Here is a 26,347-nt window from a genome sequence, read left to right as displayed (position 1 = left end):
CAAATACATTATTTTTAAACAGAGCCCCGGACACGTGTTTAATGTCCGTGGCTCTGTTTTTTTGTATGACACCTTGGCTGCTATTCTCTAGCCTCCGCCGATGAGCGGAAATATCCTTACGTCGTCGCCGTCTTTAAGCGGGGTATCGTCCTTTTGGAGGTGGAGCATATGGTGACCGTTGACAAGGATGTTGACCCTTTTGGATATTTTGTCTCCGTCCATGCAGAAATCACGGAAACTTTTCCCGAACTTCGCGTTAAGGTCCTCCATGAGGAGTCCAAGAGTCGGTCTTAAAGGCATTGTTATCTCCTTGGTGCCGACCATAGTCCTTATATCTGCGAAAAAACCGACTTTTATCAAGGGCTCGCCTCCTTACGCTGTGAAGATCAGGTTATTGTTTTGTACAAATGGTCCTTAAATAGTCATAAACTCCCTGAGTCCCAGCGCTTCAAGCCTTTCCGGTGTCGGCACTCCGTTTTCATCCCAGCCCCTTGCCTCATAGTAATGAGGGAGCATTTCGGGAACGCGGCTTACGTTGCCCTTCATCGGGCCTGAGCTGATAGGATCGTTGAACATCCTTGCAGGCAGAGTGTCATCTGCTTTTGTATATCCGACGCTGAGATTGTACAGCCTTTCAAGGTTGTATATCCTCTCGCCTGCCAATGCCACCTCGTCACCGGAGAATTCAATTCCTGATGCACCTGTGATCTCGTCTGCGATAGCTGGGGCTCCGAGTGCGAATGTTGTAAAGAGGCACATGCCTGCGGAGTCAACTGCTGCCGTCAGATCCTGGAATCCCTTTACCCATGCCGGCTTTTCAACAATGGACTGCTGGTCAAGTTTTTCCGGCAGGCCAAGGATCTCAGGAGATATTGTATATCCGCGGACGTGGCAGCCACCCCTGTTTGAGGTAGCATAGTTGAGTCCTATTCCCTGGATGCCGCGCGGGTCATATGCCGGCATCTCCTGTTTTTTGGCTGTCATGGAGAATTCGGGATGTCCAAATTTGCTTGCCATCCTGAATGAACCCTCTGCAAGCTCGTTTCCGAAGCCTTTTCTGTAAGCGGTGGCCTCAACGAGAGCTATAAGAGCATCTTCGCTGCCGAACTTGAGTTCGTGTCCAACTTCATCTTTTCCTATGGCACCCGTTTCATATAGTTCCATAGCTGCTGCCATTGTACTGCCCATTGTGATCGTATCGAGTCCGAGTTCGTTGCAGATGAAGTTGGCCTTGTTTACAACATCGATGTTGTCTATGCCGCAGTCAGGACCAAAGCACCAGACTGTTTCATATTCAGGGCCTTCGCCCTCTCCTGCATATTTGCCTTCACTCCATGCAACCCTTCCGCATCCGATCGAACAATAGGCACATGCCTTATTCTTGTGCAATCTAGTTGCAGCGAGAGATTCTCCGCCAACCTTATCCGCCGTCTCAAAATGAGATTCCCGAAAATTCCTGGTTGGGAGAGAGCCCACTGAGTTGAGGATGTTTACGAGGACGTTCGTTCCAAAAGCCGGAAGCCCGCCGCTTGTGACTGCATTTTCTTTAAGCAGTTTTTTGCTTGCCCTGACCGCAGCAAGGAATTTATCCTTATCTCCGATCTTTACTCCTTTAGTGCCTCGGACAACAATAGCTTTAAGGTTCTTGGAACCCATTACGGCTCCTACTCCGCTTCGTCCGGCTGCCCTGTGGTCATCATTCATTACGCTGGCGAATAAAACTTTGTTTTCTCCGGCGGGTCCTATGCATGTTACTTTCGCATCTGGGTCATGCATTGCAAGCAGGGCTGCAGTTGTTTCAGGCACAGTCTTCCCCCATAGGCCGGACGCGTCGCAAAGTTCCGCAGTTCCGTTGTAGATGTTGAGATATACCGGTTTTGAAGACTGTCCCTCAAAAATGATCATGTCATATCCGGCGTATTTAAGTTCCGGTCCCCAGTATCCGCCAGAATTGGATCCGGCAAGCGTACCGTTGAGAGGCGCACGGGTTACTACTTCATATCTGCCTGTGCTCGAACCCATGGTGCCTGTGAGCACACCAGTTGCAAATATCAGGTTGTTCTCGGGTCCGAGAGGATCTACGCCCGGTTTGACTTCTTTCATGTAGTAATAGACACCCAGCCCTCTGCACCCGAGGTATTTCTTTGCCGCCTCCATGTCCAGAGCTTCTTTTTTAACAGTTCCTTCAGTGAGGTTTACCCTCAGAATTGTTTCTGTCCAGCCTGCCATATTACTTCACCTCCTCAAGTGCCTGTTTCATTTTGGCTGAAAATGCTTTTTTCCTGTTAAGTGTAGCGGTATCCGCGGGGACATATTCGATCGCTGCCGTGGGACAGAATTCAGCACAAAGAGGCTCTCCGTCACAATGGTTGCACTTTATTGCTACTTTAGCGACCCTGTCGAAAGCGATATTTCCGAAAGGACATGCCATAACGCACATTCTGCATCCGATACACTTGTCCTCTTCAACCTGCACAACTCCGGTCTCCTCGTCACGGACAAGGGCTTTGGTCTTGCAGACCGCCATGCATGCTGCCTCTTCACACTGGAAGCACATCATAGGGACATTGCTGCCCCTGTCGAATCTAAAGACATTGACTCTTGAAATAGCTGGCCTGCACTCTCCGTTTTGAGCCAGTGAACAGGCCAGTTCACAGGTCCCGCAGCCAATACATTTTTCCGGCGATGTTAAAAGTATCATTTCCATGCCACATTCCTCCCTGTACTTTTTGTGATTCCCGCATCTTACGGGTGTTGTAAAGACAAAAGGAGACCCGCTCAGGGCCTCCTTCTTTGCTAATCGGCAGGCGGCGGGATCGCTCCTGCTGCCCAATGCCCGGAGTTTCTGCGTGAGATACGCCGGGTCGAAGGACGAATATTAATGGGGCTGTTATTTCTTTTGAGACTCTGTTAAGAACTTTACGCTTTCAATGTACTTCTGGCAGTGATCACAGTAATCCCGGTCATTTTCAGGCCTGCCTGCCCAGTCGAGCATCTCTTTTGTAGCAAAGTAAATGCCACACCTCTTACACTGAAGAACATCAAAATCTTTGTGCCATATTGTTCTCTTTCCCGGCGATTCTTCGTAGGTAATTTTTCCGGTCGGACATACTGTCGCACATGAAAGGCAGCCTATGCAGGCGTCGGTCTCAAGTTCGTACGGGGGCGCTACATGCCGGTCAAAACCTCTGTCAACAAGCTCTATCGCCTTAGTCCCGTTAGCTTCGCATGCCCTGACGCAGCGACCGCACCTGATGCAGAGATCAGGCTCCAAGGCAAACCTCTCCTCGCGTATCACACCGTATTTATCACACAGCTGCTGGATGATAGGTGATTTTGGGTTTCTGTTTATTAGAAGCTGAAGGACTGTATTTCTGGCCCTTTGTACTCTCTCTGTCTCAGTCTCTACAGATATGCTCCTTGTGATAGGGAACATACAAGATGCTACTATCTTTTTGCTTCCCCTGTCATCTATTTCTACAGAACATATCCTGCAGTTGCCATCGGGCACCAATCCTTCGTGGTTGCAGAGGGTGGGGATATCGATGTTGCTTTCCTGGGCCGCATGAAGGATCGTTGCCCCTTTTTCAACTTTAATTGGTATCCCGTTTATAGTTATATCAATCATCTTTGCTCACCTCTTTTACTATTTCCACAGAGGAGAATGGACATACCTCAAAACATGCTCCGCACTTTATGCAGCCATCCTGTTTAATGCGGTACTTACCATTGTCAAGTTTTTCTATCGTGTCTGCAGGACAATTTTTAGAGCATAAGCCGCAACTCTTACATTTCTCTTCATCGATCGTCACCCTGAACATTCCGGGGCAAACTCCTGATCTGCAAAAATGCTCCTTTTCGTGCTCAATATATTCCTCTTTAAAATATTTGATTGTAGACAGTACCGGATTTGCTGCAGACTGCCCCAATGCACAAAGAGAGGTGTCTGAGATTCCCTCGGCAAGATCTTCGAGTGCCTTAGTATCGCCCTCCCGGCCTTTTCCGCTTGTCAGGTCGTGCAGGATCATCTGCATTTTTTTCAGGCCTTCTCTGCAGGGAACACATTTGCCGCATGATTCTCCAACAAGGAAATCGATGAAATAACGGGCTATATCTACCATACAGGTCCTGTCGTCCATTACTATCATGCCGCCCGAACCCATCATCGACCCTGCCTCTGTGAGGCTGTCGAAGTCTACCGGGGTGTCAAGCATCGAGGCAGGAAGGCATCCGCCTGATGGTCCCCCAGTCTGGACGGCTTTGAAAGGACGATTTTGGGCTACTCCTCCGCCTATATCGTAAATTATCTGCCTCAGTGTTGTTCCCATTGGCACCTCGACAAGTCCAGTATTTTTGACTTTGCCTACAATGGCGAAAACCTTCGTGCCTGAATTGTTTTCAGATCCAATACTCCTGAACCATTCTGAACCGTTTGTAATGATATGGGGCACGTTTGCCCATGTTTCTACGTTGTTGAGCACTGTAGGAGACTCCCAGAGGCCCCTTTCTGTAGATCTTATGTACTTGACCCTGGGGACACCCGGCTTTCCCTCTATAGAGGTCATGAGTGCAGTAGACTCGCCGCAGACAAAAGCTCCTCCGCCTTTGCAGATCTCAACATGAAAATCAAAACCTGTGCCGAGTATGTTTGTACCGAGCAGTCCGGCTTCTTCGAGGTTTTTTATCGCGTTTGCAAGCCTCTTGACAGCCAGCGGATATTCATGCCTTACATATATGATGCCTTCGCTGGAACCGATCGCGTAGGCACCGATGGTAAGTCCCTCTATAACAGAATAGGGATCACCCTCCATAAGCGCCCTGTCCATAAATGCACCCGGGTCACCCTCGTCACCGTTGACAAGCACATAGCGCATCTCTGAAGCTGAATTACGACAGGATTCCCACTTTACTCCTGTCGGGAAACCGCCGCCGCCTCTGCCTCTTAGTCCCGAGACTTTAACTTCGTTGCAAACTTCCTCGGGGGTCATCGAATCTAATGATTTTATGAGACCTGAATATCCGCCGTGGGCAATGTAATCTTCGAGGTCAAGCGGGGACATAGCAGTCATTTTGCCAAGAACAAGTTTTTTCTGTTTTGCAAGGAAAGGTATATTTTCTGCAGAAGGAACTTCAGCAGGCTTACCGTCATGTCCGGACATCGCTTTAGCCTTATAAGGAATGTTCTCCTTTATTGATCCAAGGATACCCTCAATGTCATCAATTGTTACTTTCTGATAATATAGCCCGCCAGGTTCGATATGCACGATAGGACCATTCTCGCATGGTCCCATGCAGCCTGTGATACCTGTCCTGATCAATTTTTCTTTTTCATTTTCTTCAGGTCGTATAAGGACTTTGATGCTGTGCCAGAATGATGGGCTCTCATCAGAAGATGCTTTTTTGCCTAAAGCTTTGGCAAATTCTTCAGCAAGAATAATGCTGCCGTTTGCAACACATCCCGGGCCTCCGCATATCCAGATCTCTTTCCTCTTATCTTGCTTTTGTGAAATCTTATTTTTGTAATTTTTCAAATCAGAAAGAGTATCAAATCTCATGCAAAAGCCCCCTTTGCCAGAAGCTCTGCTGCTTTGGATGGGTCCATCCTGCCAAAAGAATTTTCGCCGGATGTTATGACCGGCGCAAGCGCGCAGGCACCGACACAGTTAACTGTTTCAAGAGTATATTCGCCGTCTTCTGTAACTCCGCCTATCTTGATGGCAAGCTGTTTTTCAAGTTCCTGAAGAACTGCGGCAGAACCGCGCAGGTGACATGCTGTTCCTGTACAGACTCTAATTATTCTGCGTCCTTTTTTCTTCTGGCTCAGAGTGCGATAGAAAGTAACAACAGCAAATACACGGCTTTCGGAAACGCCAAGGTACTCTGCAGCGGCACGCATAGCTTCAATTGAAATGCAGTTTTCTGATTCCTGGATATCGAGAAGAATTGCAAGCAAATATCTGGGATCTTGCTTATGTTTATGCAAAATCTCAGCGATTCGATCGATCTCCCCCAAAAAGACCGCCCCCTCGCGTATGTGGATCATTTAACTTACGTATAAAGATTAGCACTGGCTCATTGAAAGTCAAGCCGCAATATTCAAATAATTTTAACAATGTAACTGCTGTAAATTTGTTGAAATTTAAAAAACAAATCGTAATATCAAAGTAAATATTATGATCTGTGAATATCTTTTAGAAACAATCGACATATTGAATGTCAACATATTAAATAATGGATATCGTTGTCCGTTATTTATTCTAAAGATAACAAAAAAGGCAGCTAATAATCGCTTAGAGCGAAGAAGCTGCCTTAAAGTAAGGACCGTCTGATCTATATGTCAGATATTACAGGAATGAAACTGCGTTGGACTGTGCTCCATATTTTATGCCGCTTATCTCATCCAGTTTCTGCACATTGTGTATTGCGTCTATGTAACGGATAGTTCCGCTCTTTGCCCTCATGACAAGTGAGGATGTGTGTACGACATCTCCGGAGTAACGTACGCCCTTGAGCCAGTCTCCGTCAGTTACGCCGGTAGCAGCGAAGAATACATTGTCGCACGCTACAAGGTCGTTTAAATGAAGGACTTTGTTGATGTCCATTCCCTTCTCTTTGCACTTTTCTCTCTCTTCGTCGTTGCGCGGCCAAAGTTTGCACTGCATGTTTCCGCCGACACACTTTACGGCGCATGCTGTGATAACGGCTTCGGGAGATCCTCCGACCCCCATGAGGAGGTCGATACCGGCATTCGGCTTGCATGTTGAGAGGGCGCCTGCTACGTCACCGTCAGGTATAAGCCTGATACGGGCATGCATAGAACGGATCTCTTTAATAAGTTCTTCGTGCCTTGGCCTGTCGAGGATTATTACGGTTACGTCTTCAACAGATTTTCTTAACGCTCTTGCGACCGCTCTGATGTTGTCCGACGGAGAGGCGTCAATGTTGATCGCATGTGCCGCAAAGGGACCGGTTGCTATCTTGTCCATATAGAAAATATGCTGTGGGTCAAACATAGAACCACGCTCTGCAAATGCGACTACGCTGACTGCGTTCGGAAGGCCCTGTGCAGTAAGACGGGTCCCGTCGATCGGGTCTACTGCGATGTCGACCTGTGGATCACATCCCGTACCAAGTTTTTCTCCGTTAAAAAGCATTGGAGCTTCGTCTTTCTCCCCTTCGCCGATAACGACCTGACCGTCCATGTTGACGTTGTTGAGCATGAAACGCATCGCATTAACTGCGGCACCGTCAACTCCGTTCTTATCCCCGCGTCCCATCCACCGTCCAGCGGCCATAGCCGCAGCTTCCGTAGCACGAACCATTTCGAGAGCCATGTTTCTGTCTGGAGCAGCCATTTGCAAATCCTCCATATTATTATGTATTATTTTATAGTCGAGTTCTCCTCCAGTTCAGGAAATCTGTTGAAGACCTCTTCTATATGTTTAAGATAATACTCCAAATCAAATAAAGATTCCAGCTCACTCTCACTCATTTTCTTGATCCTTGGGTCATTTTTGAGCAGCTCAAGAAGAGGTACTTTTTCGTTCCAGCACCTCATTGCATTGCTTTGTGCTATTGTGTATGCCTCTTCTCTGCTAATTCCTTCTCTTTCTACAAGTGCAATCAGTATCCTGCCTGAGAAAAGAAGGCCTTTCGTAATATCTATGTTATTTTTCATATTTTGTTTATTTACAGTAATTCCATTTATAATTTTTGTCATTGTCTTGGTCATGTAAAGTATCAGGTGAAAGACATCAGGCCACATTACCCTTTCAACAGAAGAATGGCTGATGTCACGTTCATGCCAGAGGGCTATATTTTCAATGGCGGGAATAGTATAGCCTCTCAGAAGTCTGGCCATTCCGCATACCCTTTCACTTAGTATGGGGTTTTTCTTGTGAGGCATTGCAGACGACCCTTTCTGACCTTTTTTGAAAGGTTCAAGGGCCTCCAGAACCTCAGTCCTTTGAAGATGACGTACCTCCAAAGCCAGTCTTTCCAGCGATGCTCCGCAAATAGCAAGGTCGGTTACGATGCGGGCGTGCCTGTCCCTCTGGATAACCTGGGTCGATACCGGATCTACGTTAAGCCCGAGAAGTTCGCAGGTCCTTGCTTCTATCGAGGGAGGGCAGTTGGCATAAGTACCAACTGCTCCGGAGAGGCCGCCTACCATCATCTCTTTCTTGGTCTGAGTGATCCTCTCTATATCCCGACCTATCTCAGCGTAGTGGTTGAGCATTTTAAGGCCAAAGGTCGTTGGCTCTGCATGTATGCCATGAGTCCTTCCCGCACAAGGTGTCATCTTGTACTCCAAGGCCTTTTCTCCGATCATTTTATGAAGGGCATAAAGTGCATCCAGCACAGTTTTCATGCTCTCTGAAAGAAGGAGAGAGGAGGCTGTATCGATCACATCGCTGCTTGTCAGCCCAAGGTGGACATAGCGGCCTGACTCTCCTATGCATTCGGCAACGCTCGAAACAAATGCGATGACGTCATGCTGTGTAACCTCTTCTATCTCGCGTATCCTCTCAACGCTGAAAGAGGCTTTTTCAACGATATTCCTGTAGTCTTCATCAGGTATCTTTCCTGCCTCGTTCCAGGCCTTACATACTGCAAGTTCAACATCAAGCCATTTTTGGAAACGGTTCTTGTCGTTCCAGATCGCCTTTATCTCTGGAGTTTCGTAACGTTCTATCATTTAAATACCCCCTATAAATCAACGCTTTTCTTTTCTTTTTTCCAGTCTTCGCGCACTGTTTCAAGCCATTCAAAATAAGCTCCGCTTTTAAAGTCAGGGAAGGTATAGAAAAAGCTTTCCCATCTGCCCTTCCTTCTGCAAAGTGTGACCTCTGCAAAAATACCGTCCCTGAGGTATATCCTGTGTGCCTGACCTTTCGTTGAAGCAAGCAGCAATCTTGCTCCGTCAATTGTCCCCGGGTCAAGGTTCACCCTTCTTGTTGATCCGGTCGCCTTTTCAAGACTGCATGTCAGGATCTTCCAGTCGGGAAGGTCTGACATGTTGAAAAGGCCGGGATAAGAAAAGAAACACCTGTCGAGTTCCGGAGCGATATCTTCATAATAATTAGTCCATGTGAACGGTATTAAGGGACTCATGCGCTCAGGTTCTCCCCATGCATCAAAAAGGAGTTCCCTCGCGTTGTTGAATATATCCATTTCTCCCCTGGGGACCAGAAGCGCTACGATCTTTTTTACAAGGGGATCTCTTGGATGTCTATCTTTCCTTTCACTCCTGCCGCATTCCTGATCAGTCATGGTTTTCTACGTCGAGGAGTGTCTCTATGAAGGTCTTTGGGTCAAAGAGCTGAAGGTCGTCGACTCCCTCGCCCAACCCAACATACCTGATCGGCATCCTGAGTTTTTCGGCGATTGCGAGTATTATTCCGCCCTTCGATGTATTGTCGAATTTTGTAAGGACAACTCCTGTCACCGGCATAACTTTACTGAAAGTCTCAGCCTGCATGAAACCGTTCTGACCCGTTACAGCGTCAAGGACTATTAACGCTTCTGCGGGTCCTTCAGGTATTTCGCGTTTAACTATCCTGTAGACTTTGGCAAGCTCTTCCATGAGGTTGGATTTTGTGTGGAGCCTTCCGGCAGTATCTGCAATGATAACATCGTAGCTGCCTGCCTTTGCCGCCATTATAGCGTCAAAGACCACAGCCGCAGGATCGCTGTCCTGACTTTGTGCTATAACGCGGACATCGGTCCTTTCGCCCCATGCCTTGAGCTGTTCGATAGCTGCCGCTCTGAATGTATCGGCAGCAGCGAGCAGGACCTTTTTTCCTTCTTTTTTAAACTGCGCAGCAAGCTTTCCCGCAGTCGTCGTTTTTCCGCTTCCGTTAACGCCGATCATTAGTATTACCGCCGGTTTGCTGCTTACGTCCAGCGGGGCTCCCATTCCTTTAACTTCCTGGAGCTGGTCTATAAGTAACTTAGAAAAAACTGCCCTAAGCTCAGATGTCTTTGATATTCTCTCGTCTATTGCCCTTTGTTTGAGCCTCTTTATCAGTGTTTCCGTAAGGTCTATCCCAACATCACCAAGGATCAGCAATTCTTCCAGATCATCCCAGAATACATCAGATATCGGTTCATCTGAAAATAGGTTCGATATGCCCTGTGTCCATTTATTTCCTGTATTTTTAAGCTTATTTGCCAGGTTTTTAAAAAGATCCAATTGCTTGCCTCCTATTCCTCAACAACGGCGGGTCTTTCAGATTTTTTTGCTCCGGATCTTCTCCGCCTGGGGCGTCGTGGTTTTTGTTTCACAGTTTCTGTTTTTTCGCCCTCTTTTTCTTTTATTGGTGAGACAGGTGGTTTTTTGATGCTTTCCTTATTTACTGCCTCTTTTGGCTGATCTTTAAGTCCTGCAGGAAGCTTTCGCGGTCTTCTCTTCTTTTTGAAAGTTTTGCCTTCTACGGAAGGAGTCTGATCTTTATCTTCTTTCTCTTTTCTCTTTTCTTTCCTGCCGTCATCTTTTCCCCTGCGAACTTTTGTATCAGTGCCGGCATAACTTTCAGGCAGTTTCATGCTTGACCTGGGCTGTGCGACATCTTCCGTTTCACCTGCTATTATCCAGTCCTTGCCGGAGACGACAGTCTCCTTGAATTCATCAAACTTCTCGATAGGGATCTTTATCTCTCCTCTTGAAGGCACGTAGCACCGGACGCTGTTTGTGTGTATTTCAACTCCTGATACGACGACGTTCCCGTTCGGGGTCTTTATTTTTGTGCCCGGATTTGGAAGTTTTTCCCACAGTTCCCTGTAAACATTGTGTTCATAGCACATGCAGCACATCAGCCTGCCGCAAATGCCCGAAATCTTTGCAGGGTTAAGGGCAAGGTTTTGTTCCTTGACCATTTTTATGCATATGGGAGCGAACTGGTTGAGCCAGTAGCTGCAGCAGCACGGCTGACCGCAAGGTCCTATGCCCTTGATGATTTTGGCTTCATCACGAACGCCTATCTGCCTGAGTTCTATCCTTGTTTTGAACTCCCTTGCAAGATCACGGACGTATGCCCTGAAATCCACCCTTTGTTCAGAAGAAAAATAAAAAAACAGCTTCCTTCTGTGCCGTAAGAACTCAACGTCGATCAGTTTCATTTCCAGCTCGTGCGGTTTGAGTAACTCAATAGCACTTTTCAGGATGCCCTTTTCTTCTTCCCTGTAGAGGTCGCCTGTCTCAATATCCTCATCAGATGCAAAGGATATGAAAGTAAGATCTGTGACAAGCGGTTCCGCTGTCTTGGATGCAGAATCCCCATGTTCTGCAGCGTTTCTCAGAAGTCTGTATTCGGCCTCCTGCTCAGGGGTCAAAATGCCTGCTATTACTGCCAGTTCCTCTCCCCTGTGTGATTCTGCCACTACTGTCTCGCCTTTCGCGATAGGCTCTTCGGTACTGTATTCTAAAATGCCAAGATACCTTGGCTTACCGTAAATTGCTAAATATTTGTTCACAGGGAACACCCTCCTTTATGACCATGTAGGTCAGATCCTGTATCATCGGCACAGAAAGCCTCTTTGATCCCATCAGCCGTACAAGGGAATCAAGGTCTGCCGCCTCTCTGAATTTTCCTTTTTCCGAAAGATCCCTTATCCAGCTTCCTATCTCAAGATATAATATCTCAGGATCCTTTTTTCTTCCTGAGGCTATCCATTCTGCCCATTCTTCGTCAGAAAGCGGGTACGGCTTTGCTTGTGCAATTTCTACCGGCAATTCAATACGAACAGACCATACCCGGCTTTTTATCGTAGGTATAAGTTTATCTTCATCAGAAACAAACAGGATACAACCATGTTCAGGAGGTTCCTCCGTAAGTTTCAGGAGGCTGTTTGAAGCCTCAAGAGAGAGTTTCTCCGCACACCATATTACTGCCATCCTTCTGTCTGATACCAGAGGATGGAGTGCGAGTTCCCCCTGCAGGGTCCTGCATTCGTCAATTGAAGGAGGGACAAGGTGTTTGCCGGCATGTATAAGATCAGGGTGGCTTCCTTCTTTCCAGACAGGACTATCGCCAAGTATCAGCCTGCCGTAATTCTCTACAAACATTTTCTGCATTATCTCAGGAAGAGCAACAGCCACCGACTGCGGACACCTTTTCATTCCTACAGCAGAAGTTATGTCTTTCCATCCCTGTGAAGACTCAAGGATAGAGATGGCGTCATTGATCACAGAAGAGCCCCCTTGAGATGACAGATCTTGTGATCTCTTCAAAAATCTCAGCAGTGTTCTTTTCAGCGCATTCAATAACGATCCATCTTTTAGGGTCACGTTTCGAAAGGGCAAGATATCCATCACGAATTTTCGTCATGAAGGATACTCCTTCACTCTCGAACGAATCCAGGTCTCCCCTTGACTTTGCCCTCTTCAAAGCACTCACGGGAGTTATGTCGAAGAGGATGGTAAGGTCTGGTACAGGGAAAGCTGATAACCTTGCAAGTTCGTCAAATATCTCAAGAGGCAGTCCCCTGCCCCATATCTGATATGCAAGGGTCGAATCGTGGTACCTTTCGCAGACTATGTCCCTGCCTGAGTCAATGGCGGGCTGTATTACAGAAGCAATGTGTTCTGCCCTGTCAAGCATGAACAAGTAAGCCTCGCTCCAGTCGTGTTTCAGTTTTCCGCTGATCACGATCTCGCGAAGCACATCACCGCCGGGCCATCCTCCAGGTTCTCTGGTAAGGAGGGCATCACGTTTTTTATCTTCGACCAGCCATTTCCAGAATAAAGATGCCTGAGTCGATTTTCCTGAACCGTCTATTCCCTCAAAGGTTATAAACATAATATCCCACCCTTACGAGAATTTATAATAACACAAAAAGCCCCGCACTGAGTGCAGGGCATAATATACATGGCGGAGGCGTGTGCGAATCGAACACACCGGGACCGGCGTTACCGACCCCCACCGGATTTGAAGTCCGGGCCCAGCACCAGCTGAAACTCGCCTCCATGTGGACTGTCGTAGATTAGCAGAAACAGCCATTAATTTCAACTTCGAATTAACGCACCGTGTCAATTATAAGCTTTCTTATCTCGGCGCTGTCGCTTACTTTCCAGCATTTTTCAACATAAGGGAGAGATTCCCGGAGCTGTTTTTCCTGATTATAGTATATCTTCAGAAGAACATCATCTTCGGACATCTTGTCTCCGACCTTGTGGAGCAGACGGATCGCTACAGACGGATCGATCGTATCCTCCTGGGTAAGCCTGCCTCCGCCCAATGCCCTTAGTCCTTCCCCAACAAGAAGGGCGTCAAGTTTTGAGAGATATCCATCTCTGTCTGACCTTATATCATAAGTTGAAGATGCTTTTGGGAGTACCTTTTCAGGTTCGCTTATCACTGCGCTGTCTCCCTTTTGCGCGATTATCAGCTCTTCAAATTTTTTAAGGGCTGATCCGTCATCAAGGGCTTTTGAAGAGATCTTTAAACCTTCCTCGAATGTGTTTGCCCTGCCTGACATATTTAACATGTAAGCCGCAAGAGTTAAGCAGAGTTCACGGGTATCCGACGGCCCCTTTCCGGAAAGGACCTCTATCGCCTCACAGACTTCCGCTGAATTTCCCACCCACTCGCCAAGAGGCTGTTCCATATCAGTAATGACCGAGACGCATACCTTTCCCAGCTTTTTGGAAATATCGACAAGTTTTTGTGCCAGCTTTCTGGCCTCACCGATGTCTTTCATAAAGGCACCGCTTCCGCACTTGACATCGAAAAGATAACCGTAAGCTCCGCCGGCCAGTTTCTTGCTGACAATGCTGGCTGTTATCAGAGGGATCGAGGGGACAGTCCCTGTTACGTCCCTAAGTTTGTAAAATTTTCCTTCAGCAGGCGCAAGCTTGTGAGAATGGCCGGAGATAGCACATCCGATGCTGTTGACCTGATCTCTGAACTCAGTTTCGGTTAGGTGCATATTCATTCCCGGGATCGACTCAAGCTTGTCTATAGTTCCCCCGGTATATCCAAGGCCGGGACCGCTTAGCTTCGAGATCCTGGAACCGCAGGCAGCAACAAGAGGGATAAGGACAAGGGTGGTTTTGTCTCCTACTCCGCCCGTGCTGTGCTTGTCTATGATCCTCTCCTCCGGCGGGTAGTTCAGAGTCTCCCCTGAATGAGCAAGTGCCTGTGTGAAATGCATCAGTTCATCATCGTCCAGCCCGTTCAGAAAAGCGGCCATCAGCCAGGCAGAGATCTGATAATCCGGGATTCCACCAAGCATAACTGTATTTATAAAAGCCTGCAGTTCTTTCTCCGAGTGTCTCAGTCCGTCCCTTTTCTTTTCTATGAATTCGATAACGTTGAAGGTCATTCGCTGATCTCCCTCAGAAAGGCGGATATCAGCCTGCATATTGAAGCAGAGCTGTTTTTCATTGTATCAAGGACTTCCTGATGGGTGAGCTTGTTTTTGGATATGCCTGCCGCGGCGTTCGCAACACAGGATATGCCGCATACCCTTATCCCCATGTGGTTTGCAGTGATAACTTCAGGGACTGTCGACATGCCGACGATGTCGGCTCCGAGGGCTTCGGCCATCCTTATTTCTGCAGGGGTCTCGAATGATGGGCCTGAAAAAGCAATATATGTACCCTTATTAAGACTAATGTTTTCTTTTTCCGCAGCAGCCTCAAGTTTTTGGATATATTCCCTGTCGTATGCCTCGGTCATGTCGGGAAAACGCGGTCCCATATCATCATCGTTCTCTCCGATAAGGGGATTCGTGCCCATAAGATTGATGTGATCCTGGATAGCTACTATACCACCGGGAGGTATGTCGGTATTTATCCCGCCGGACGCGTTTGTAACTATCAAAGACTTTATGCCAAGTTCGCCAAGTACTCTTACGGGGAAGACGACTTCTTCCATCGTATATCCTTCGTAATAATGTACCCTCCCCTGCATAATAACTGTAGGTGTGCCCTCAAGGGTCCCGAAGATCAGTTTTCCTGCATGCCCCGGAGCTGTCGACCTCGGCCAGTATGGAATATCCTGATATGATATCACTATAGGGTCTTCTATGCTTTCCGCAAGGCTGCCAAGCCCGGAACCAAGTATTATTGCTCTCTCTGGTTTTTGGCCTGTCTTTGCTGAAAGGAATTTGATCGCCTCGGACATTTTCTCTGAATAAAGCATATCCTTCACTCCTTAGTTTTAAAGACCGGCAAGCAGTCGTTAAAATCGGCTGAGCAGTTGCTGAGCGATGGCTAAGCAGTTGCTGAGCAGTTGTAGAACCTTATAAAATTTTACCTCATTATCCAACTATGCTTCCATATTCTGTTATCCCGGTATGCTTCTCTTCCTGTCTTCCCGGTATGCACCTGGTGTAACTACCAGCCGATTCGCGCAACTCGCAACTCGTTGGCTCTCTGGCCGTGAGCCGGGATCCAGTGTCTTCTGTTTAAATCTATAAATGCTAGTAATGGCATAAGTTACAAGACTCTTGATTCCCGATACGTGCGGGAACGAAAGAGAGTGACCGGTTCTTAAGGTTCTACAATCGCTTAGCGACCGCTTAGCAATTGCTTAGCTTTGTCCTGAAACAATTACTTGCCAATTGCTAGCCGACCGCTTGCCTATTGCTCGCCCGCTCCTGCGGCAACTTCACGTGGCATGATCTAAGCCGCAGCGCTATTTCAACTTCTTGGAAAATATTTATCGTAAAAATCTCTCATCTCAAGATCCAGGTGAGTATATTTTTCTGTTGTCAGTATTGAAGAATGGCCGAGCAGTTCCTGGAGAGTCCTCTGATCCATTCCTTTTCTCAGAAGATGGGTCGCAAAGGTGTGCCTCAATACATGGGGATGTAGACGTGAAGGTGATATTCCAGCGATGAGACCTCTTTTCCTTAGGAGCCTCCAGAGAAACTCCCTTCGCATTTTTCTCCCGGATTTGGTCAGAAGGAGCCAGGGCTGTTTGAGTTTATCAAGTTTTGATCTGTGTTCGTCTATGTATTCATCAACTACTTTTCTTACTCCGCCGACATAGGGTATACATCTTTCCTTGTCCCCTTTGCCTCTTGTAAAGATAAGCCCTCCGCCTCTGTCTATGTCCTTAAGCTTCAGGGAGCAAAGTTCTGACGCCCTCATTCCTGTACCGTAAGCGAGTTCAATGGCAATCCTGTCCCTTTTTCCGATAGGTGTGTTGTCCTCACATGCATTTATAAGGCGCTGTATCTCTCCTTCTGTCATTATCTGGGGAAGAATTTTATCTCTTGCGGGGAGAGGGTCGAGCATTGGCATATTTTCAGTTACACCGTCATAAACAAGATATCTGGCAAAGGAATTTAATACCGCTCCGTTTCTTTGGACGGTGCTCTTTGACATTCCCCTTGCAGACTGTTCTCTCAAAAATCTGGCAATATTGTCCGAATTAAGGACCAGCGGGTCAAATTCCATCTTTTGGCAATAAAAATACCACTGTTTGAGATCAGATGAATAGGCTTTCAGTGTGTTTTCGCTGCATCCTCTCTCAAGCATGATGTAATCCTCGAACCTGCTTAATGCATTTAAAAAGATAGGATGATCAATACCTTCAAATTGCATTTTCTTCTGCCTTTTTCGTCGTATACCAGCAGTAGGCCATTATAGTCTTGCCGTCTTTGATATCTCCTGATCTGATCATGCTTTTTATTTCTTCAAGGGTAAAATCGTATACTTTTATATATTCATCGTCGTCTTCGGCAAGTTTTGAGGGGGTGAGGTCTGTTGCATAAAAGAAAATGATACGTTCTGTAGAGTAACCGGGCGATGTATAAAATTCAAATATTTTTTCTATGGTGCCCGGTTTATAACCGATTTCTTCCTGTAGCTCCCTTACAGCTGTCTCCGAGGGAGCTTCGCCAGGTTCGATCAGTCCGGCGGGGATCTCGTACAGATCCTCATCTACGGCATGCCGATATTGACGGACCAGGGAGATTTTGCCGTCAGAGTGGACAGGAAGGACTGTCACTGCTGATTTATGCCTTACTACTTCCCTTATCTTTTCACAGCCCGAAGGGAAAAGTACACGGTCGATATTCAGGTCCAGTATCGCGCCTTTGTAGATGTTTTCCGTATTTATTATGTTTCTCAAGGCATGTCTTTGCGGTCTTTCCACAGCTTACCACTCCTCAGTGAAGGATATCGCCGACCTTCATCCTGCTGCCCCTTAGCCACTCGTCAGCTTTTTGCACTTTTTTGCCCTCAGGCTGGACGGTCATTAATTTCAGAGAACCGCTGCCGCATGCTATAACAGGGAAACCGTCATCTGTTTCTATCAGTTTACCCGGTGAACCTGATCCTGAAGCAGGTACTGCTTTGTGGATCCGCAGCCTTTTGCCGTCATGGTCACAGTATGTACCCGGTGCAATGCACAGTGCCCTTATCCTGTTGAATAAATTTATCGAGCTGTTTTTCCACTCGATCTTTCCCTCGGACTTGTCTATCTTGGGAGCTGTGCTCGCTCCATCTTCAGTTTGGGCAACAAACGTCCATCTTTCAGCGGGAATATCAAGCAAATACTCCTGGAGTTTTTCACAGCCTGCACTGCATGTTTTGATAAGAAGGGATCCTGTGTCGTCTTCATCACTGATAATAACAGGTATCTGTGAAAGTATGGGGCCTGAATCCATTCCCTCATCAAGCCTGAATATTGTTACCCCGGTCTCTTTGAGTCCATCCATGATCGCCCTCTGTACCGGGGCCGATCCTCTGTATGCCGGAAGCATAGAGGGGTGGATATTTATACAGCCCAGCGGTGCTATATTCAAAAGGGGTTCTTTGATCATATGCCCAAAATCTATTACAAGTATAAGATCAGGGACATCTCTCCTGATCCATTCTATAGTTTCTACGTCTGCAGAAAGTTTTGATGTGGTCCTCGTTATTATTCCAAGTCCCTCTGCTTTTTCAAATACCGGGGTATTCTGGAGATGAAGCCCTCTGCCGGATGGCCTGGGTGCATTTGTTACTACCCATTCCGGCATTGCTTTTTGGGTGATAATGGAGAGGCACTCCGCAGCAAATCTTCCGGAACCGCAAAACCCAAACCGCAGTTTTTCAGCCATTGCTATTCTCTTTTGCCTGCTTCGCCATCTTTTTTTTAAGGAACTGTCTTTTTAGCGGCGAGACCCTGTCAATGAGCAGTTTTCCGTTCAAGTGATCAATTTCGTGAGAAAAGACACATGCAAGGAATCCCTCTATCTCTTTCTCGATGAGTTCCCCGTTCTCATTGAAATACCTGACCTTAATATATTCCGGCGACTCTACCTTCTCATAGATCCCGGGGAAGCTCAGGCATCCCTCTTCCACTGTTTTGATATTTTCCCTTTCGGATATTTCTGGGTTGATCAGAACATATTTTTCACCGTTATATTCTATTACGGCTATTTTTTTTGCTATGCCCACCTGAGGTCCCGCAAGGCCGATACCATCAGAAACGTGCATGGTTTCCCACATATCGCTGACGAGTATCCCAAGCTCCTCATCAAACAAAGTTATTTCCTCTGTCGGTTCCCTGAGAATGGGATCCGGATAGACACATATTTTTCTGACAGACATCAGATCGCCTCCAAATAATACTATAAATATTTTAACAGAAAATCCCCATGCCTATCATTAAAAGACATGGGGAAGATGAAATTTATTCTGGTAATACTCTTAAAAGAGTTTACTCTGAATCTTCTGCCTGTTTTAAGAATTCACCGATCGTCACGTTTGTCTCTTCCTGAGGAAGCTGATTGCTGTGACTGTCGTTTCTTCTCTTGTCGGAATCTGAGCGGCGGCGGCGCGGACGGTCATCATTTTTCTGGCCGTCAGCCTGAGGCGTCTCCTCTGATTTCGGCCTTCTGATCGGTTCCTCATGTGCCGGACGGAGGCTGAGACGCATCCTGCGTTCTGCCGGAGTTACATCCAGTACCCTGGCTGTAACTTCCTGTCCCTCAGAGAGAACTTCTCTTGGGTTCTCTATCCTTTGCTGGCTTATCTGCGATATATGGATCAGTCCCTCGATGCCGTCTTCAAGTTCGACAAATGCGCCAAAGTCAGCGATTCTGACGACCTTAACAGGAACTTCCATGTCTTTGGTATATTTCTCCGCAACATCCTTCCAAGGATCTGAAAGCTGTTTGTAACCCAGGCTGATACGTTTGCGGTCAGAATCTACTTCAAGGACTGAGACTTCGATCTTCTGGCCCCTCTTGAGTACTTCTTTAGGATGCTTGATTCTTGTCCAGCTGAGGTCTCCTATATGCACCAGGCCTTCAATGCCGGGTTCTATTTCAACAAAAGCGCCGAATTCTGTCAGGTTTGAAACAGTTCCTTCTACAACAACACCGGGTTTCCAGCGTTCTGCCGCTGTATCCCAGGGATCAGACAGAGTCTGTTTCAGGCTGAGGGAGATCCTATTGTTCTCCTTGTCTATGCCGATCACTTTGACTTTGATGTGATCGCCTTTAGAGACAATATCCTTAGCCTTGGCGTTGCGCTGCCATGAGAGCTCGCTGACATGAACAAGGCCTTCCATTGCACCAAGATTTACAAAAACACCGAAAGAGGTAATGCTGCTTACATCCCCTTCAAGGACATCTCCTTCGTTGACCTGCTCATAGAATGACTGTCTGATCTCTGACATCTCCGCTTCCATAAGGCTGCGGCGTGATAGCACCAGGCGACGCTTGCGGCGGTCCTTTTCGATCAGCTTTACCTGGAAATCCTGTTCAAGGAGGCGCGTAGGATTGACATTACGCCCTTCCTCGGCAAGGTGTGATATAGGGATAAAACCCTCTATCCCGTAGCAGCTTACAATAAGGCCGCCCTTTACCTTGCGGATGCCCTTTACGGTCACAGTTTCATTCTTTGCAGCTTCTTCTTCAAGCTTGTTCCAGCGCTCGTCAAACTCACAGCGCCAACGGCTGAGGCTGAGCTGTGCATCTTCGCCCTGACCGATGTTTGTGACCTGTACTTTGACTTTAGCGCCGTTTTCCGGCTCCGGGGTCTCTTCGACCAGGACCTTGTGTGTCCACTCTTTGCGGGGAAGGAATCCTTCGCATTTGTAGCCCACATCAACAAGCCATCCGTCTTCACGTGCGTCAACTATTGTGCCTTCAAGGATCTTTCCGCGATGGAAATCACCCATCACGTCAAACTGCTGCATCATTTCTTCCATTGTTTCTTCTTTTTCCGGTGCTGCCTGTGTTTCAAGTCCGTCTTCTGTGCGAAGCTCGTCAACCATACCCAACATCCTCCTGCTTACATCATGTTTAAATTTTGGATCAGATCTTTTATTAGCCAGTCAGGAGTACTGCCTCCCGCAGCTATTCCTATGTTTTCTTTGTTTTGCAGCCACCCCCTGTCGATTTCTCCTGCATGCTCGATCCATAATGTTGAAACTCCGACATCCATGGATATCTCGGCAAGTTTTTTTGTATTGGCACTGTTCCTGCCGCCAAGTATTATCATTCCGTCGACTTTTGAAGCAAGTCTGCATACAGAATCCTGGCGGGCAAGAGTAGCTTTGCAAATAGTATTATACACCTTGATCTCCGGTGATAATGTTACAAACGAACTTACGAGCGCAATAAAAGAGGCGACCTTTTGTGTCGTCTGGCTCAGTATCCCGCACTTTCGTCCCTTCAGGTTTTCAGGTATATCCTCATCAGAAGAGATAACAACTACCTCTCCGTCAACATAACCCATTATTCCCCTTACTTCGGGGTGTTCCCTGTCTCCTGATATTACCACAATATAGCCCTCAGAAGAAAGGTCTTTTGCCCTTTTTTGAGCTGTTTTGACAAATGGGCATGTACCGTCCACAACTTTCATACATTTTTTCCTAAGAGTTTCAGCCTGAACAGGGGTAACTCCATGGGCTCTGATAAAAGCCACTGAACCCAAGGGTACATCTTCAGCTGATTCGACCACAAGAAGCCCCATCTTTGCCAGCCGCTCTATCTCCTGAGGGTTATGGATCGGGCTTCCCAGAGAATAAACTTTCTCTGAACGCAGCAGTTCTTCTTCGAGCTTGGATATCGCCCTTCTTACGCCAAAACATAGCCCTGTCGGGTCGGCAATGTGGATCTTCAATTCACTCTTTGTCCTCTTGTTCCAAATGCCTGATGCAATGAGGCAGTACGTTTTCCATTGCTTCAGACATTTCGTATTTGTCAAAATCATACCACAGGGCAGGCTCAAAGTGCTTGAACCATGTCATCTGCCTTCTTGAAAAAGCCTTGGTTGACCGTATGTCGCCTTCAAGCGCCTCTTCGTAAGAACAACTGCCTTTGACATACCGGACCAACTCCCTGTACCCAAACCCCTGGAGAGCAGGCAGGGATGGAGAATACCCCTGAGCAAGGAGCCACTCGACTTCTTCGGGATACCCATTGGAAAACTGCTCCCTTACCCTAGTTGCAATATTTTTGTAAAGGTTGGATCTCTCCCTTATCAGTCCGATGTATAAAATGTCGAAGGAGGATTCCATTTTTGCCTGGTTTTTATACCACCACGTTGCCGGTCTTCCGGTTATACGGTAAATTTCGAGTGCCCTCATCGTCCTTACTGGATCGTTAGGGTGTATCTTTTCCGCAGCTGTTGGATCGACAGCCCTTAGTTCGCTGTGGAGTTCAGCAAGTCCTCTCTCGTTGATCTCTTCTTCAAGGATCTTCCTTACTGCGGGATCCTTCGGCAGATCTTCAGAGAGCGTACCGCAGAGAGCCTTGTAATAAAAAGGTGTTCCGCCGATCAGCAATGGCACCCTATTCCTCTTTTTTATTCTGTCGATCGCGTCTGTTGCCTGTGAGGCAAAATCCGCCGCAGAATAGACCTGATCCGGGTCAGCTACATCTATAAGATGATGTAGGATCTCATGCCTGATCTCCGGTGAAACTTTATCAGTACCTACGTCAAGGTATCTGTAGACCTGTCTGGAATCTACGGAAATGACCTCAGCATTCAGATTTCGTGCCAGTTCAAGGCTGAATTTGGTCTTGCCGACAGCTGTCGGTCCAATTATTGCTATTACAGGTATTTTTTTTATAGGCATGTTTTCCGTCATCGTTCAAACCAATCCTCTAATTTCCTGTTTTCTATAAGAAAAATGGTTGGCCTTCCGTGAGGACACGTAAAAGGGCTTGAACAGGCTTGAAGCTTATCCATAAGCGTTTCGGCCTCTTCCCTTTCGAAACGTCTGCCAAGCTTTACAGCATCCCTGCATGCAAGCCTTGCCATCCTCCACCATACCTCCCGGTCACGCTTTTCCGGGTCTTTTTCAACTTCAATGCCCCTAAGAGCTGAACGAAGCATGTCCAGCGGAGAGAGTTTAGATCTTCCTCTGAGCATTGGGACTCCTGCAAGGCGGTCTTCCTCAAATATAAAGGCCAGATCGTTAAGTTCTTTTGAAAATATATTAATCTCGGGCAGTAAAGAAGCTGGCACTTCAAAAGGTATTGTCAGATTTTGTGTAGCTATGCCCTCTTTAAAGCTTTCTGCGATCTCCTCGTACAGTATCCTCTCATGGGCAGCGTGCGGGTCAACTATGGCGATCCCGTTGGGAAGGTCAAAGATGAGAAAACCCTTTGCAGTCTGTCCTATGTAATTTTTGCGGTCGTCAACAGTGACGGGATCTGGCCTCCCTGCAGGTATAAAGACTGCCGTCTCAGGTGAGGAGACCCTTTCAGGAGTCTGTGTTATCTCTGAAACAGGTTTCCACGGAGTTTGGCTGAACATTGGATCCGTTCTGTCGAACCATCCTGTGCGCCTCGTCTCTGAAAAAGGAAACGGAGCCTTTTCCTCCATTTGAGGCGTACCCTCCGACGTGAAGGCATATTTTCGGGAAAATATTTTACGGGTCGTTTGCAGTATTAATTTGTAAATGTCCCCGGATCTTCTGAAGCGGACCTCTTCCTTGGCAGGATGTATATTCACATCAAGGTCTTCGGGAGGCATCTCCAATATTACCAGCCACTCACCGTAAGCAGCCGATTCTCCTCCGCACACTGCTGATCTTATAGTAGGATCCTGGATCCTTCTTGCGTTGACAAAGATAGTAATCACCGTGCGTCTGCTGTCCGGGATCGGATTCCACCATATTTTCACATTGTTGGAGTTAAAGGATGTCGCTGAGCTGTATATGGGCGTTTCGTCACCCCAGCGCCTTTCAAGCGCTTTGTCTGTCGATCCCGGCGGCAGCAGCTCCAGTATCCTCTTTCCGTCAGAGAAGACCCTGAAGGTCAGTTCCGGATTGACAAGCGCGTAATCGTTTACGACCTGCAGTATCCTCCTGAGTTCAGCAGATGCGGTTTTGAGGAACTTGCGCCTCGCGGGAAGGTTGTAAAAGAGATCGTCTACCTGGATCCTTGTTCCGGGGTGGGTAGGGCTTTCCGTGTGTAGAATTACCGCACCCCCCTCACACTTAATTATTCCACCGGTTTCAGATGTCCGTTCCCTGCTGCGGATCTCCATCCTGCTCACAGCGGCAACGCTTGAAAGGGCCTCTCCCCTGTAGCCGAGGGTTGATATCCTTTCCAAGTCATCAAGTGTAGAAATTTTGCTGGTTGCATACCGTTCCAGCGCAAGGGGAAGTTCCTCAAAGGGAATGCCGCATCCGTCATCTTCTATGACGAAAGATGACTTCCCCCCCTGCTCAATGTAAAGGGTTATATTTTGCGCTGAGGCGTCTATTGAGTTTTCAATAAGCTCCTTGGCAACTGACGAGGGCCGTTCGATCACCTCACCCGCGGCTATCCTGCTTGATACTTCGCTGTCAAGACGTTTTATCATTTGAATCCCAGCACCTTCCGGCTCTCTTTTCTTAGCCTGTAAACGATCTGAAGAGCTTCCATAGGGGTCATTTCATCCGGATCCGAAGCAGCGAGTTCTTCAAGTATGGCCTCATGCCCCACATCAAACAGCTTCATCTGACTCTCTTCGTTGACCGGCAAAGAAGACTTCTGTTCATTTGCAGCAGCCTCAAAACCTGCAAGCAGTTCTTTTGATCTCCTGAGAACCAGGGACGGTACTCCTGCAAGCCTCGCTACCTCTATGCCGTAGGACCTGTCAGAGGGGGACTCGACAACTTTATGGAGGAAGGTGACTCCCTCTTTGCCCTCTTCTACCGCCATACTGAGGTTTGTTACTCCGGGAAGCTTTCCGGCAAGTTTCGTAAGTTCGTGATAATGAGTAGCAAAAAGTACAGCAGCCATTCTTCCTTCCTGTCCCTGAAGGTATTCTATGACTGACCAGGCGATGCTGAGTCCATCATAAGTAGAGGTGCCCCTTCCGACCTCGTCAAGTATGACAAGGCTCCTGTCTGTTGCATTTCGAAGGATATTCGCGGTCTCCACCATTTCCACCATGAAGGTACTCTGCCCTCTTGCAAGTTCATCGCGCGCGCCTATTCTCGTAAATACACGGTCAATTATCCCGATCTTTGCACTCTCTGCAGGGACGAAGGAACCCATATGAGCCATTATGGCAATAAGGGCTGCCATTCGAAGATAGGTCGACTTTCCGGCCATGTTCGGGCCTGTGATTATAGCTATCCTTTTTCCTGAAACCATGCTCAGTGAAAGATCATTCGGCGTGAAGGGACGGTTCCCAAGCATTACCTCTATTACAGGGTGCCTTCCGTTCTTTACGATAAAGTCTGTACCCATTTCCATGACCGGCCTTACATACCTTCGTTCTGAAGCAATTTCAGCCAGCGAAGAAAAAAGGTCTGCTGCGGCGATGAATTTTGCTGCGTTAAGAATATCCAGACTCTTTGAAAGAGCTGCTTCAACGATCTCGGAGTATATCCTTTCCTCTATTGAGAGAATTTCTTCTTCGGATCTGAACATCTCTTTTTCAAATATTTTGAGCTCTTCGGTAATGAAGCGTTCTGCGTTTACGAGTGTCTGTTTTCTGATATATTCTGCAGGAGCTTTATCCAGCCCGCCTTTGGGTATCTCTATGTAATAACCGAAGACCTTGTTTACTCCGGCCTTCAGGTTTTTTATGCCCGTCCTCTGTCTTTCGCTTTCCTCAAATCTATGAAGCCATTCGGAGGAATGGGCCGCCTTGTCTCTCCATTCGTCCAGATCCTTGTCATACCCTTCTCTAATAACTCCTCCGTCCCTGGCGAAACGAGGAACGGTTTCTGCGATCGAAGATTCTAGAAGAGAGAAAAGTCCTTCCAGATCATCCACACCCAGAGTCCATCTCCTCAGTCTATCATTTTGGGACATCAATGATTTCAGCATAGGCAGCGCACGGATAGTTTCCCTTATAGTTACAAGATCAGATGGAGATCCCATCTTCAGGGTCAGCCTGCTTATCGCCTTTTCCATGTCTCCGCACGATGAGAGGCGACGCTGCAGTTCCCCACGCGTAGAATGGTCATTTACAAGCTCTTCAATGGAATCCTGTCTTTGTTCAATTGTACCTATGTCCTGAAGGGGAGAGAGTATCCATTCTTTGAGAGTTCTCCTGCCCATTGCAGTACGGCATCTGTTCAGGACAGAAAAAAGCGAGATGTCAGATGGTTCCGTCAGTTCAAGGTTGTTTACTGTGTTCCTGTCAAGAATGAGCGATTGCGCCGGCATGATGGGCGTGATACACGTAACATGCAGGGCCTGGGAAAACTGGGTCTCTTCCAGATATCTCAAAACTGCCGCTGATGCGCCTGCGGAAGGATCCCTGTCGTCGATTCCCATACAGCTGAGGGAGGCTATCCCCCACTTTCTGCAGAGCCATTCTGAGCCTGCCCTTGGGTCGAATTCTCCCTTTTCTCTTTCAAATATATTGAGGCGGCCCTGGTCGGGATAAATTTCAGAAAGACAGTTGATCTGTCCCTTTCGGATCAGTATTTCATCAGGGCGGAAAGAACAGAGGAGAGATGATGCCTCTTCAGTATTGAAGGTACCGGCTTTTAAACTGCCTGTTGCCGTAGTGAGGAGAGCCAGTGAGACATTTTTCCCGTCAAAAAAACAGGCGGCAAGGTTTCCGTCTGACTCTGAGCTGTCTGACAGCCAAGTACCGGGTGTCACTAATCTTGTTACTTCTCTCCTGACCAGAGTCTTTCCGTCAGGAACTGTTACCTGCTCGCATATGGCGACCCTGTACCCTGCGGCTACCAGCCTTCCAAGATAAGGATCGACCGAGTGGAAGGGAACGCCTGCCATAGGGATGGCGTTCTCTGCTTCACGGGAACGTGATGTGAGGGCAATATCAAGAACTGAGGATGCGATCTGTGCATCCTCAAAAAACATTTCATAGAAATCACCCATGCGAAAAAAAAGAAGAGAGTCAGGGTACTGCTCTTTCCAGTACATGTACTGTTCCAGCATGGGGGTCATTTTAGTCCCCTGCGGAAGTTCCAAG

The 26,347-nt window shown here is 47.4% G+C and carries 24 protein-coding genes; all 24 read right to left on the bottom strand.

Going from position 1 to position 26,347, the window contains the following annotated elements:
- Positions 1 to 87: 87 nt before the first annotated feature.
- The 24 genes from CVV54_00235 to CVV54_00120 all read right to left on the bottom strand — a co-directional run bounded on the left by CVV54_00235 (position 88) and on the right by CVV54_00120 (position 26,322).
- A complete protein-coding gene (locus CVV54_00235) occupies positions 88 to 360 on the bottom strand; it encodes a molybdopterin synthase sulfur carrier subunit (GenBank protein ID PKL05294.1) in 273 nt (90 codons plus the stop codon).
- 54 nt (positions 361 to 414) lie between these two features.
- Positions 415 to 2,229, bottom strand: coding sequence for an aldehyde ferredoxin oxidoreductase (locus CVV54_00230; protein PKL05293.1), 1,815 nt, complete (start codon positions 2,227 to 2,229; stop codon positions 415 to 417).
- Between the two features lies 1 nt (position 2,230).
- Positions 2,231 to 2,707: a 4Fe-4S ferredoxin gene (locus CVV54_00225; GenBank protein ID PKL05292.1), complete on the bottom strand. Its 477-nt coding sequence runs from the start codon at positions 2,705 to 2,707 to the stop codon at positions 2,231 to 2,233.
- 183 nt (positions 2,708 to 2,890) lie between these two features.
- The gene (locus tag CVV54_00220; protein PKL05291.1) at positions 2,891 to 3,628 is read right to left on the bottom strand and encodes a ferredoxin; all 738 of its coding nucleotides are present in this window, start codon (positions 3,626 to 3,628) and stop codon (positions 2,891 to 2,893) included.
- Positions 3,621 to 5,555, bottom strand: a complete 1,935-nt coding sequence (locus tag CVV54_00215; protein PKL05290.1) for an NADH-quinone oxidoreductase subunit F — start codon at positions 5,553 to 5,555, stop codon at positions 3,621 to 3,623. Before CVV54_00215 ends, CVV54_00220 begins: the two co-directional genes overlap by 8 nt.
- Positions 5,552 to 6,043 carry an NAD(P)H-dependent oxidoreductase subunit E gene (locus CVV54_00210; GenBank protein PKL05289.1) on the bottom strand — a complete coding sequence of 164 codons (492 nt, stop codon included), beginning with the start codon at positions 6,041 to 6,043 and terminating at the stop codon, positions 5,552 to 5,554. Before CVV54_00210 ends, CVV54_00215 begins: the two co-directional genes overlap by 4 nt.
- A 301-nt stretch (positions 6,044 to 6,344) precedes the next feature.
- Entirely contained in the window at positions 6,345 to 7,355 is a 1,011-nt protein-coding gene (gene glpX / locus CVV54_00205; protein ID PKL05288.1) for a fructose-bisphosphatase class II, read from the bottom strand.
- A 26-nt stretch (positions 7,356 to 7,381) separates the two neighbouring features.
- The gene (locus CVV54_00200; GenBank protein PKL05287.1) at positions 7,382 to 8,698 is read right to left on the bottom strand and encodes an adenylosuccinate lyase; all 1,317 of its coding nucleotides are present in this window, start codon (positions 8,696 to 8,698) and stop codon (positions 7,382 to 7,384) included.
- Positions 8,699 to 8,709: 11 nt separating this feature from the next.
- Positions 8,710 to 9,273, bottom strand: coding sequence for a DUF4416 domain-containing protein (locus tag CVV54_00195; GenBank protein PKL05286.1), 564 nt, complete (start codon positions 9,271 to 9,273; stop codon positions 8,710 to 8,712).
- The gene (locus CVV54_00190; protein ID PKL05285.1) at positions 9,266 to 10,195 is read right to left on the bottom strand and encodes a signal recognition particle-docking protein FtsY; all 930 of its coding nucleotides are present in this window, start codon (positions 10,193 to 10,195) and stop codon (positions 9,266 to 9,268) included. The genes CVV54_00195 and CVV54_00190 overlap by 8 nt, the downstream gene beginning before the upstream one ends.
- An 11-nt stretch (positions 10,196 to 10,206) precedes the next feature.
- Positions 10,207 to 11,475, bottom strand: coding sequence for a hypothetical protein (locus tag CVV54_00185; protein PKL05284.1), 1,269 nt, complete (start codon positions 11,473 to 11,475; stop codon positions 10,207 to 10,209).
- Complete coding sequence (locus tag CVV54_00180) at positions 11,447 to 12,313, bottom strand: hypothetical protein (protein PKL05283.1); 867 nt, start codon at positions 12,311 to 12,313, stop codon at positions 11,447 to 11,449. The genes CVV54_00185 and CVV54_00180 overlap by 29 nt, the downstream gene beginning before the upstream one ends.
- On the bottom strand, positions 12,180 to 12,800 hold the full coding sequence (gene tmk / locus CVV54_00175) for a dTMP kinase (protein ID PKL05282.1): 621 nt from the start codon (positions 12,798 to 12,800) through the stop codon (positions 12,180 to 12,182). The genes CVV54_00180 and tmk overlap by 134 nt, the downstream gene beginning before the upstream one ends.
- A gap of 217 nt (positions 12,801 to 13,017) precedes the next feature.
- Positions 13,018 to 14,325: a thymidine phosphorylase gene (locus CVV54_00170; GenBank protein PKL05281.1), complete on the bottom strand. Its 1,308-nt coding sequence runs from the start codon at positions 14,323 to 14,325 to the stop codon at positions 13,018 to 13,020.
- On the bottom strand, positions 14,322 to 15,146 hold the full coding sequence (locus tag CVV54_00165) for a purine-nucleoside phosphorylase (GenBank protein ID PKL05280.1): 825 nt from the start codon (positions 15,144 to 15,146) through the stop codon (positions 14,322 to 14,324). Before CVV54_00165 ends, CVV54_00170 begins: the two co-directional genes overlap by 4 nt.
- A 500-nt stretch (positions 15,147 to 15,646) precedes the next feature.
- The gene (locus CVV54_00160; protein ID PKL05279.1) at positions 15,647 to 16,555 is read right to left on the bottom strand and encodes an integrase; all 909 of its coding nucleotides are present in this window, start codon (positions 16,553 to 16,555) and stop codon (positions 15,647 to 15,649) included.
- On the bottom strand, positions 16,545 to 17,108 hold the full coding sequence (locus CVV54_00155; GenBank protein ID PKL05278.1) for an NUDIX hydrolase: 564 nt from the start codon (positions 17,106 to 17,108) through the stop codon (positions 16,545 to 16,547). Before CVV54_00155 ends, CVV54_00160 begins: the two co-directional genes overlap by 11 nt.
- A gap of 13 nt (positions 17,109 to 17,121) precedes the next feature.
- Positions 17,122 to 18,057: a methionyl-tRNA formyltransferase gene (locus tag CVV54_00150; protein PKL05277.1), complete on the bottom strand. Its 936-nt coding sequence runs from the start codon at positions 18,055 to 18,057 to the stop codon at positions 17,122 to 17,124.
- Entirely contained in the window at positions 18,050 to 18,550 is a 501-nt protein-coding gene (def, locus tag CVV54_00145; protein PKL05276.1) for a peptide deformylase, read from the bottom strand. The genes CVV54_00150 and def overlap by 8 nt, the downstream gene beginning before the upstream one ends.
- 109 nt (positions 18,551 to 18,659) lie before the next feature.
- Positions 18,660 to 20,222: a 30S ribosomal protein S1 gene (locus tag CVV54_00140; protein ID PKL05275.1), complete on the bottom strand. Its 1,563-nt coding sequence runs from the start codon at positions 20,220 to 20,222 to the stop codon at positions 18,660 to 18,662.
- A 17-nt stretch (positions 20,223 to 20,239) separates the two neighbouring features.
- Positions 20,240 to 21,073: a 4-hydroxy-3-methylbut-2-enyl diphosphate reductase gene (gene ispH, locus CVV54_00135; GenBank protein PKL05274.1), complete on the bottom strand. Its 834-nt coding sequence runs from the start codon at positions 21,071 to 21,073 to the stop codon at positions 20,240 to 20,242.
- Position 21,074: 1 nt separating this feature from the next.
- Entirely contained in the window at positions 21,075 to 22,031 is a 957-nt protein-coding gene (locus CVV54_00130) for a tRNA (adenosine(37)-N6)-dimethylallyltransferase MiaA (protein ID PKL05603.1), read from the bottom strand.
- A gap of 8 nt (positions 22,032 to 22,039) precedes the next feature.
- The gene (locus tag CVV54_00125; protein ID PKL05273.1) at positions 22,040 to 23,767 is read right to left on the bottom strand and encodes a DNA mismatch repair protein MutL; all 1,728 of its coding nucleotides are present in this window, start codon (positions 23,765 to 23,767) and stop codon (positions 22,040 to 22,042) included.
- Complete coding sequence (locus tag CVV54_00120) at positions 23,764 to 26,322, bottom strand: DNA mismatch repair protein MutS (protein ID PKL05602.1); 2,559 nt, start codon at positions 26,320 to 26,322, stop codon at positions 23,764 to 23,766. Before CVV54_00120 ends, CVV54_00125 begins: the two co-directional genes overlap by 4 nt.
- Positions 26,323 to 26,347: the final 25 nt, after the last annotated feature.

It is taken from the genome of Synergistetes bacterium HGW-Synergistetes-1 (genome assembly GCA_002839185.1).
Classification (GTDB): Bacteria; Synergistota; Synergistia; order Synergistales; family Synergistaceae; genus Caenicola.
Note: the sequence above shows the minus strand (reverse complement) of the source record. Positions and strands in the feature narration are given on the sequence as shown.

What these genes read in the sequence shown, in the direction of transcription:
- CVV54_00230 (PKL05293.1), bottom strand. Translation starts at nt 2,229, where the DNA reads ATGGCAGGCTGGACAGAAACAATTCTGAGGGTAAACCTCACTGAAGGA.
- CVV54_00225 (PKL05292.1), bottom strand. Translation starts at nt 2,707, where the DNA reads ATGGAAATGATACTTTTAACATCGCCGGAAAAATGTATTGGCTGCGGG.
- CVV54_00220 (PKL05291.1), bottom strand. Translation starts at nt 3,628, where the DNA reads ATGATTGATATAACTATAAACGGGATACCAATTAAAGTTGAAAAAGGG.
- CVV54_00215 (PKL05290.1), bottom strand. Translation starts at nt 5,555, where the DNA reads ATGAGATTTGATACTCTTTCTGATTTGAAAAATTACAAAAATAAGATT.
- CVV54_00210 (PKL05289.1), bottom strand. Translation starts at nt 6,043, where the DNA reads ATGATCCACATACGCGAGGGGGCGGTCTTTTTGGGGGAGATCGATCGA.
- glpX (PKL05288.1), bottom strand. Translation starts at nt 7,355, where the DNA reads ATGGCTGCTCCAGACAGAAACATGGCTCTCGAAATGGTTCGTGCTACG.
- CVV54_00200 (PKL05287.1), bottom strand. Translation starts at nt 8,698, where the DNA reads ATGATAGAACGTTACGAAACTCCAGAGATAAAGGCGATCTGGAACGAC.
- CVV54_00195 (PKL05286.1), bottom strand. Translation starts at nt 9,273, where the DNA reads ATGACTGATCAGGAATGCGGCAGGAGTGAAAGGAAAGATAGACATCCA.
- CVV54_00180 (PKL05283.1), bottom strand. Translation starts at nt 12,313, where the DNA reads ATGGATATCTTGCCCTTTCGAAACGTGACCCTAAAAGATGGATCGTTA.
- tmk (PKL05282.1), bottom strand. Translation starts at nt 12,800, where the DNA reads ATGTTTATAACCTTTGAGGGAATAGACGGTTCAGGAAAATCGACTCAG.
- CVV54_00170 (PKL05281.1), bottom strand. Translation starts at nt 14,325, where the DNA reads ATGACCTTCAACGTTATCGAATTCATAGAAAAGAAAAGGGACGGACTG.
- CVV54_00165 (PKL05280.1), bottom strand. Translation starts at nt 15,146, where the DNA reads ATGCTTTATTCAGAGAAAATGTCCGAGGCGATCAAATTCCTTTCAGCA.
- CVV54_00160 (PKL05279.1), bottom strand. Translation starts at nt 16,555, where the DNA reads ATGCAATTTGAAGGTATTGATCATCCTATCTTTTTAAATGCATTAAGC.
- CVV54_00150 (PKL05277.1), bottom strand. Translation starts at nt 18,057, where the DNA reads ATGGCTGAAAAACTGCGGTTTGGGTTTTGCGGTTCCGGAAGATTTGCT.
- def (PKL05276.1), bottom strand. Translation starts at nt 18,550, where the DNA reads ATGTCTGTCAGAAAAATATGTGTCTATCCGGATCCCATTCTCAGGGAA.
- CVV54_00140 (PKL05275.1), bottom strand. Translation starts at nt 20,222, where the DNA reads ATGGTTGACGAGCTTCGCACAGAAGACGGACTTGAAACACAGGCAGCA.
- CVV54_00130 (PKL05603.1), bottom strand. Translation starts at nt 22,031, where the DNA reads ATGCCTATAAAAAAAATACCTGTAATAGCAATAATTGGACCGACAGCT.
- CVV54_00125 (PKL05273.1), bottom strand. Translation starts at nt 23,767, where the DNA reads ATGATAAAACGTCTTGACAGCGAAGTATCAAGCAGGATAGCCGCGGGT.
- CVV54_00120 (PKL05602.1), bottom strand. Translation starts at nt 26,322, where the DNA reads ATGACCCCCATGCTGGAACAGTACATGTACTGGAAAGAGCAGTACCCT.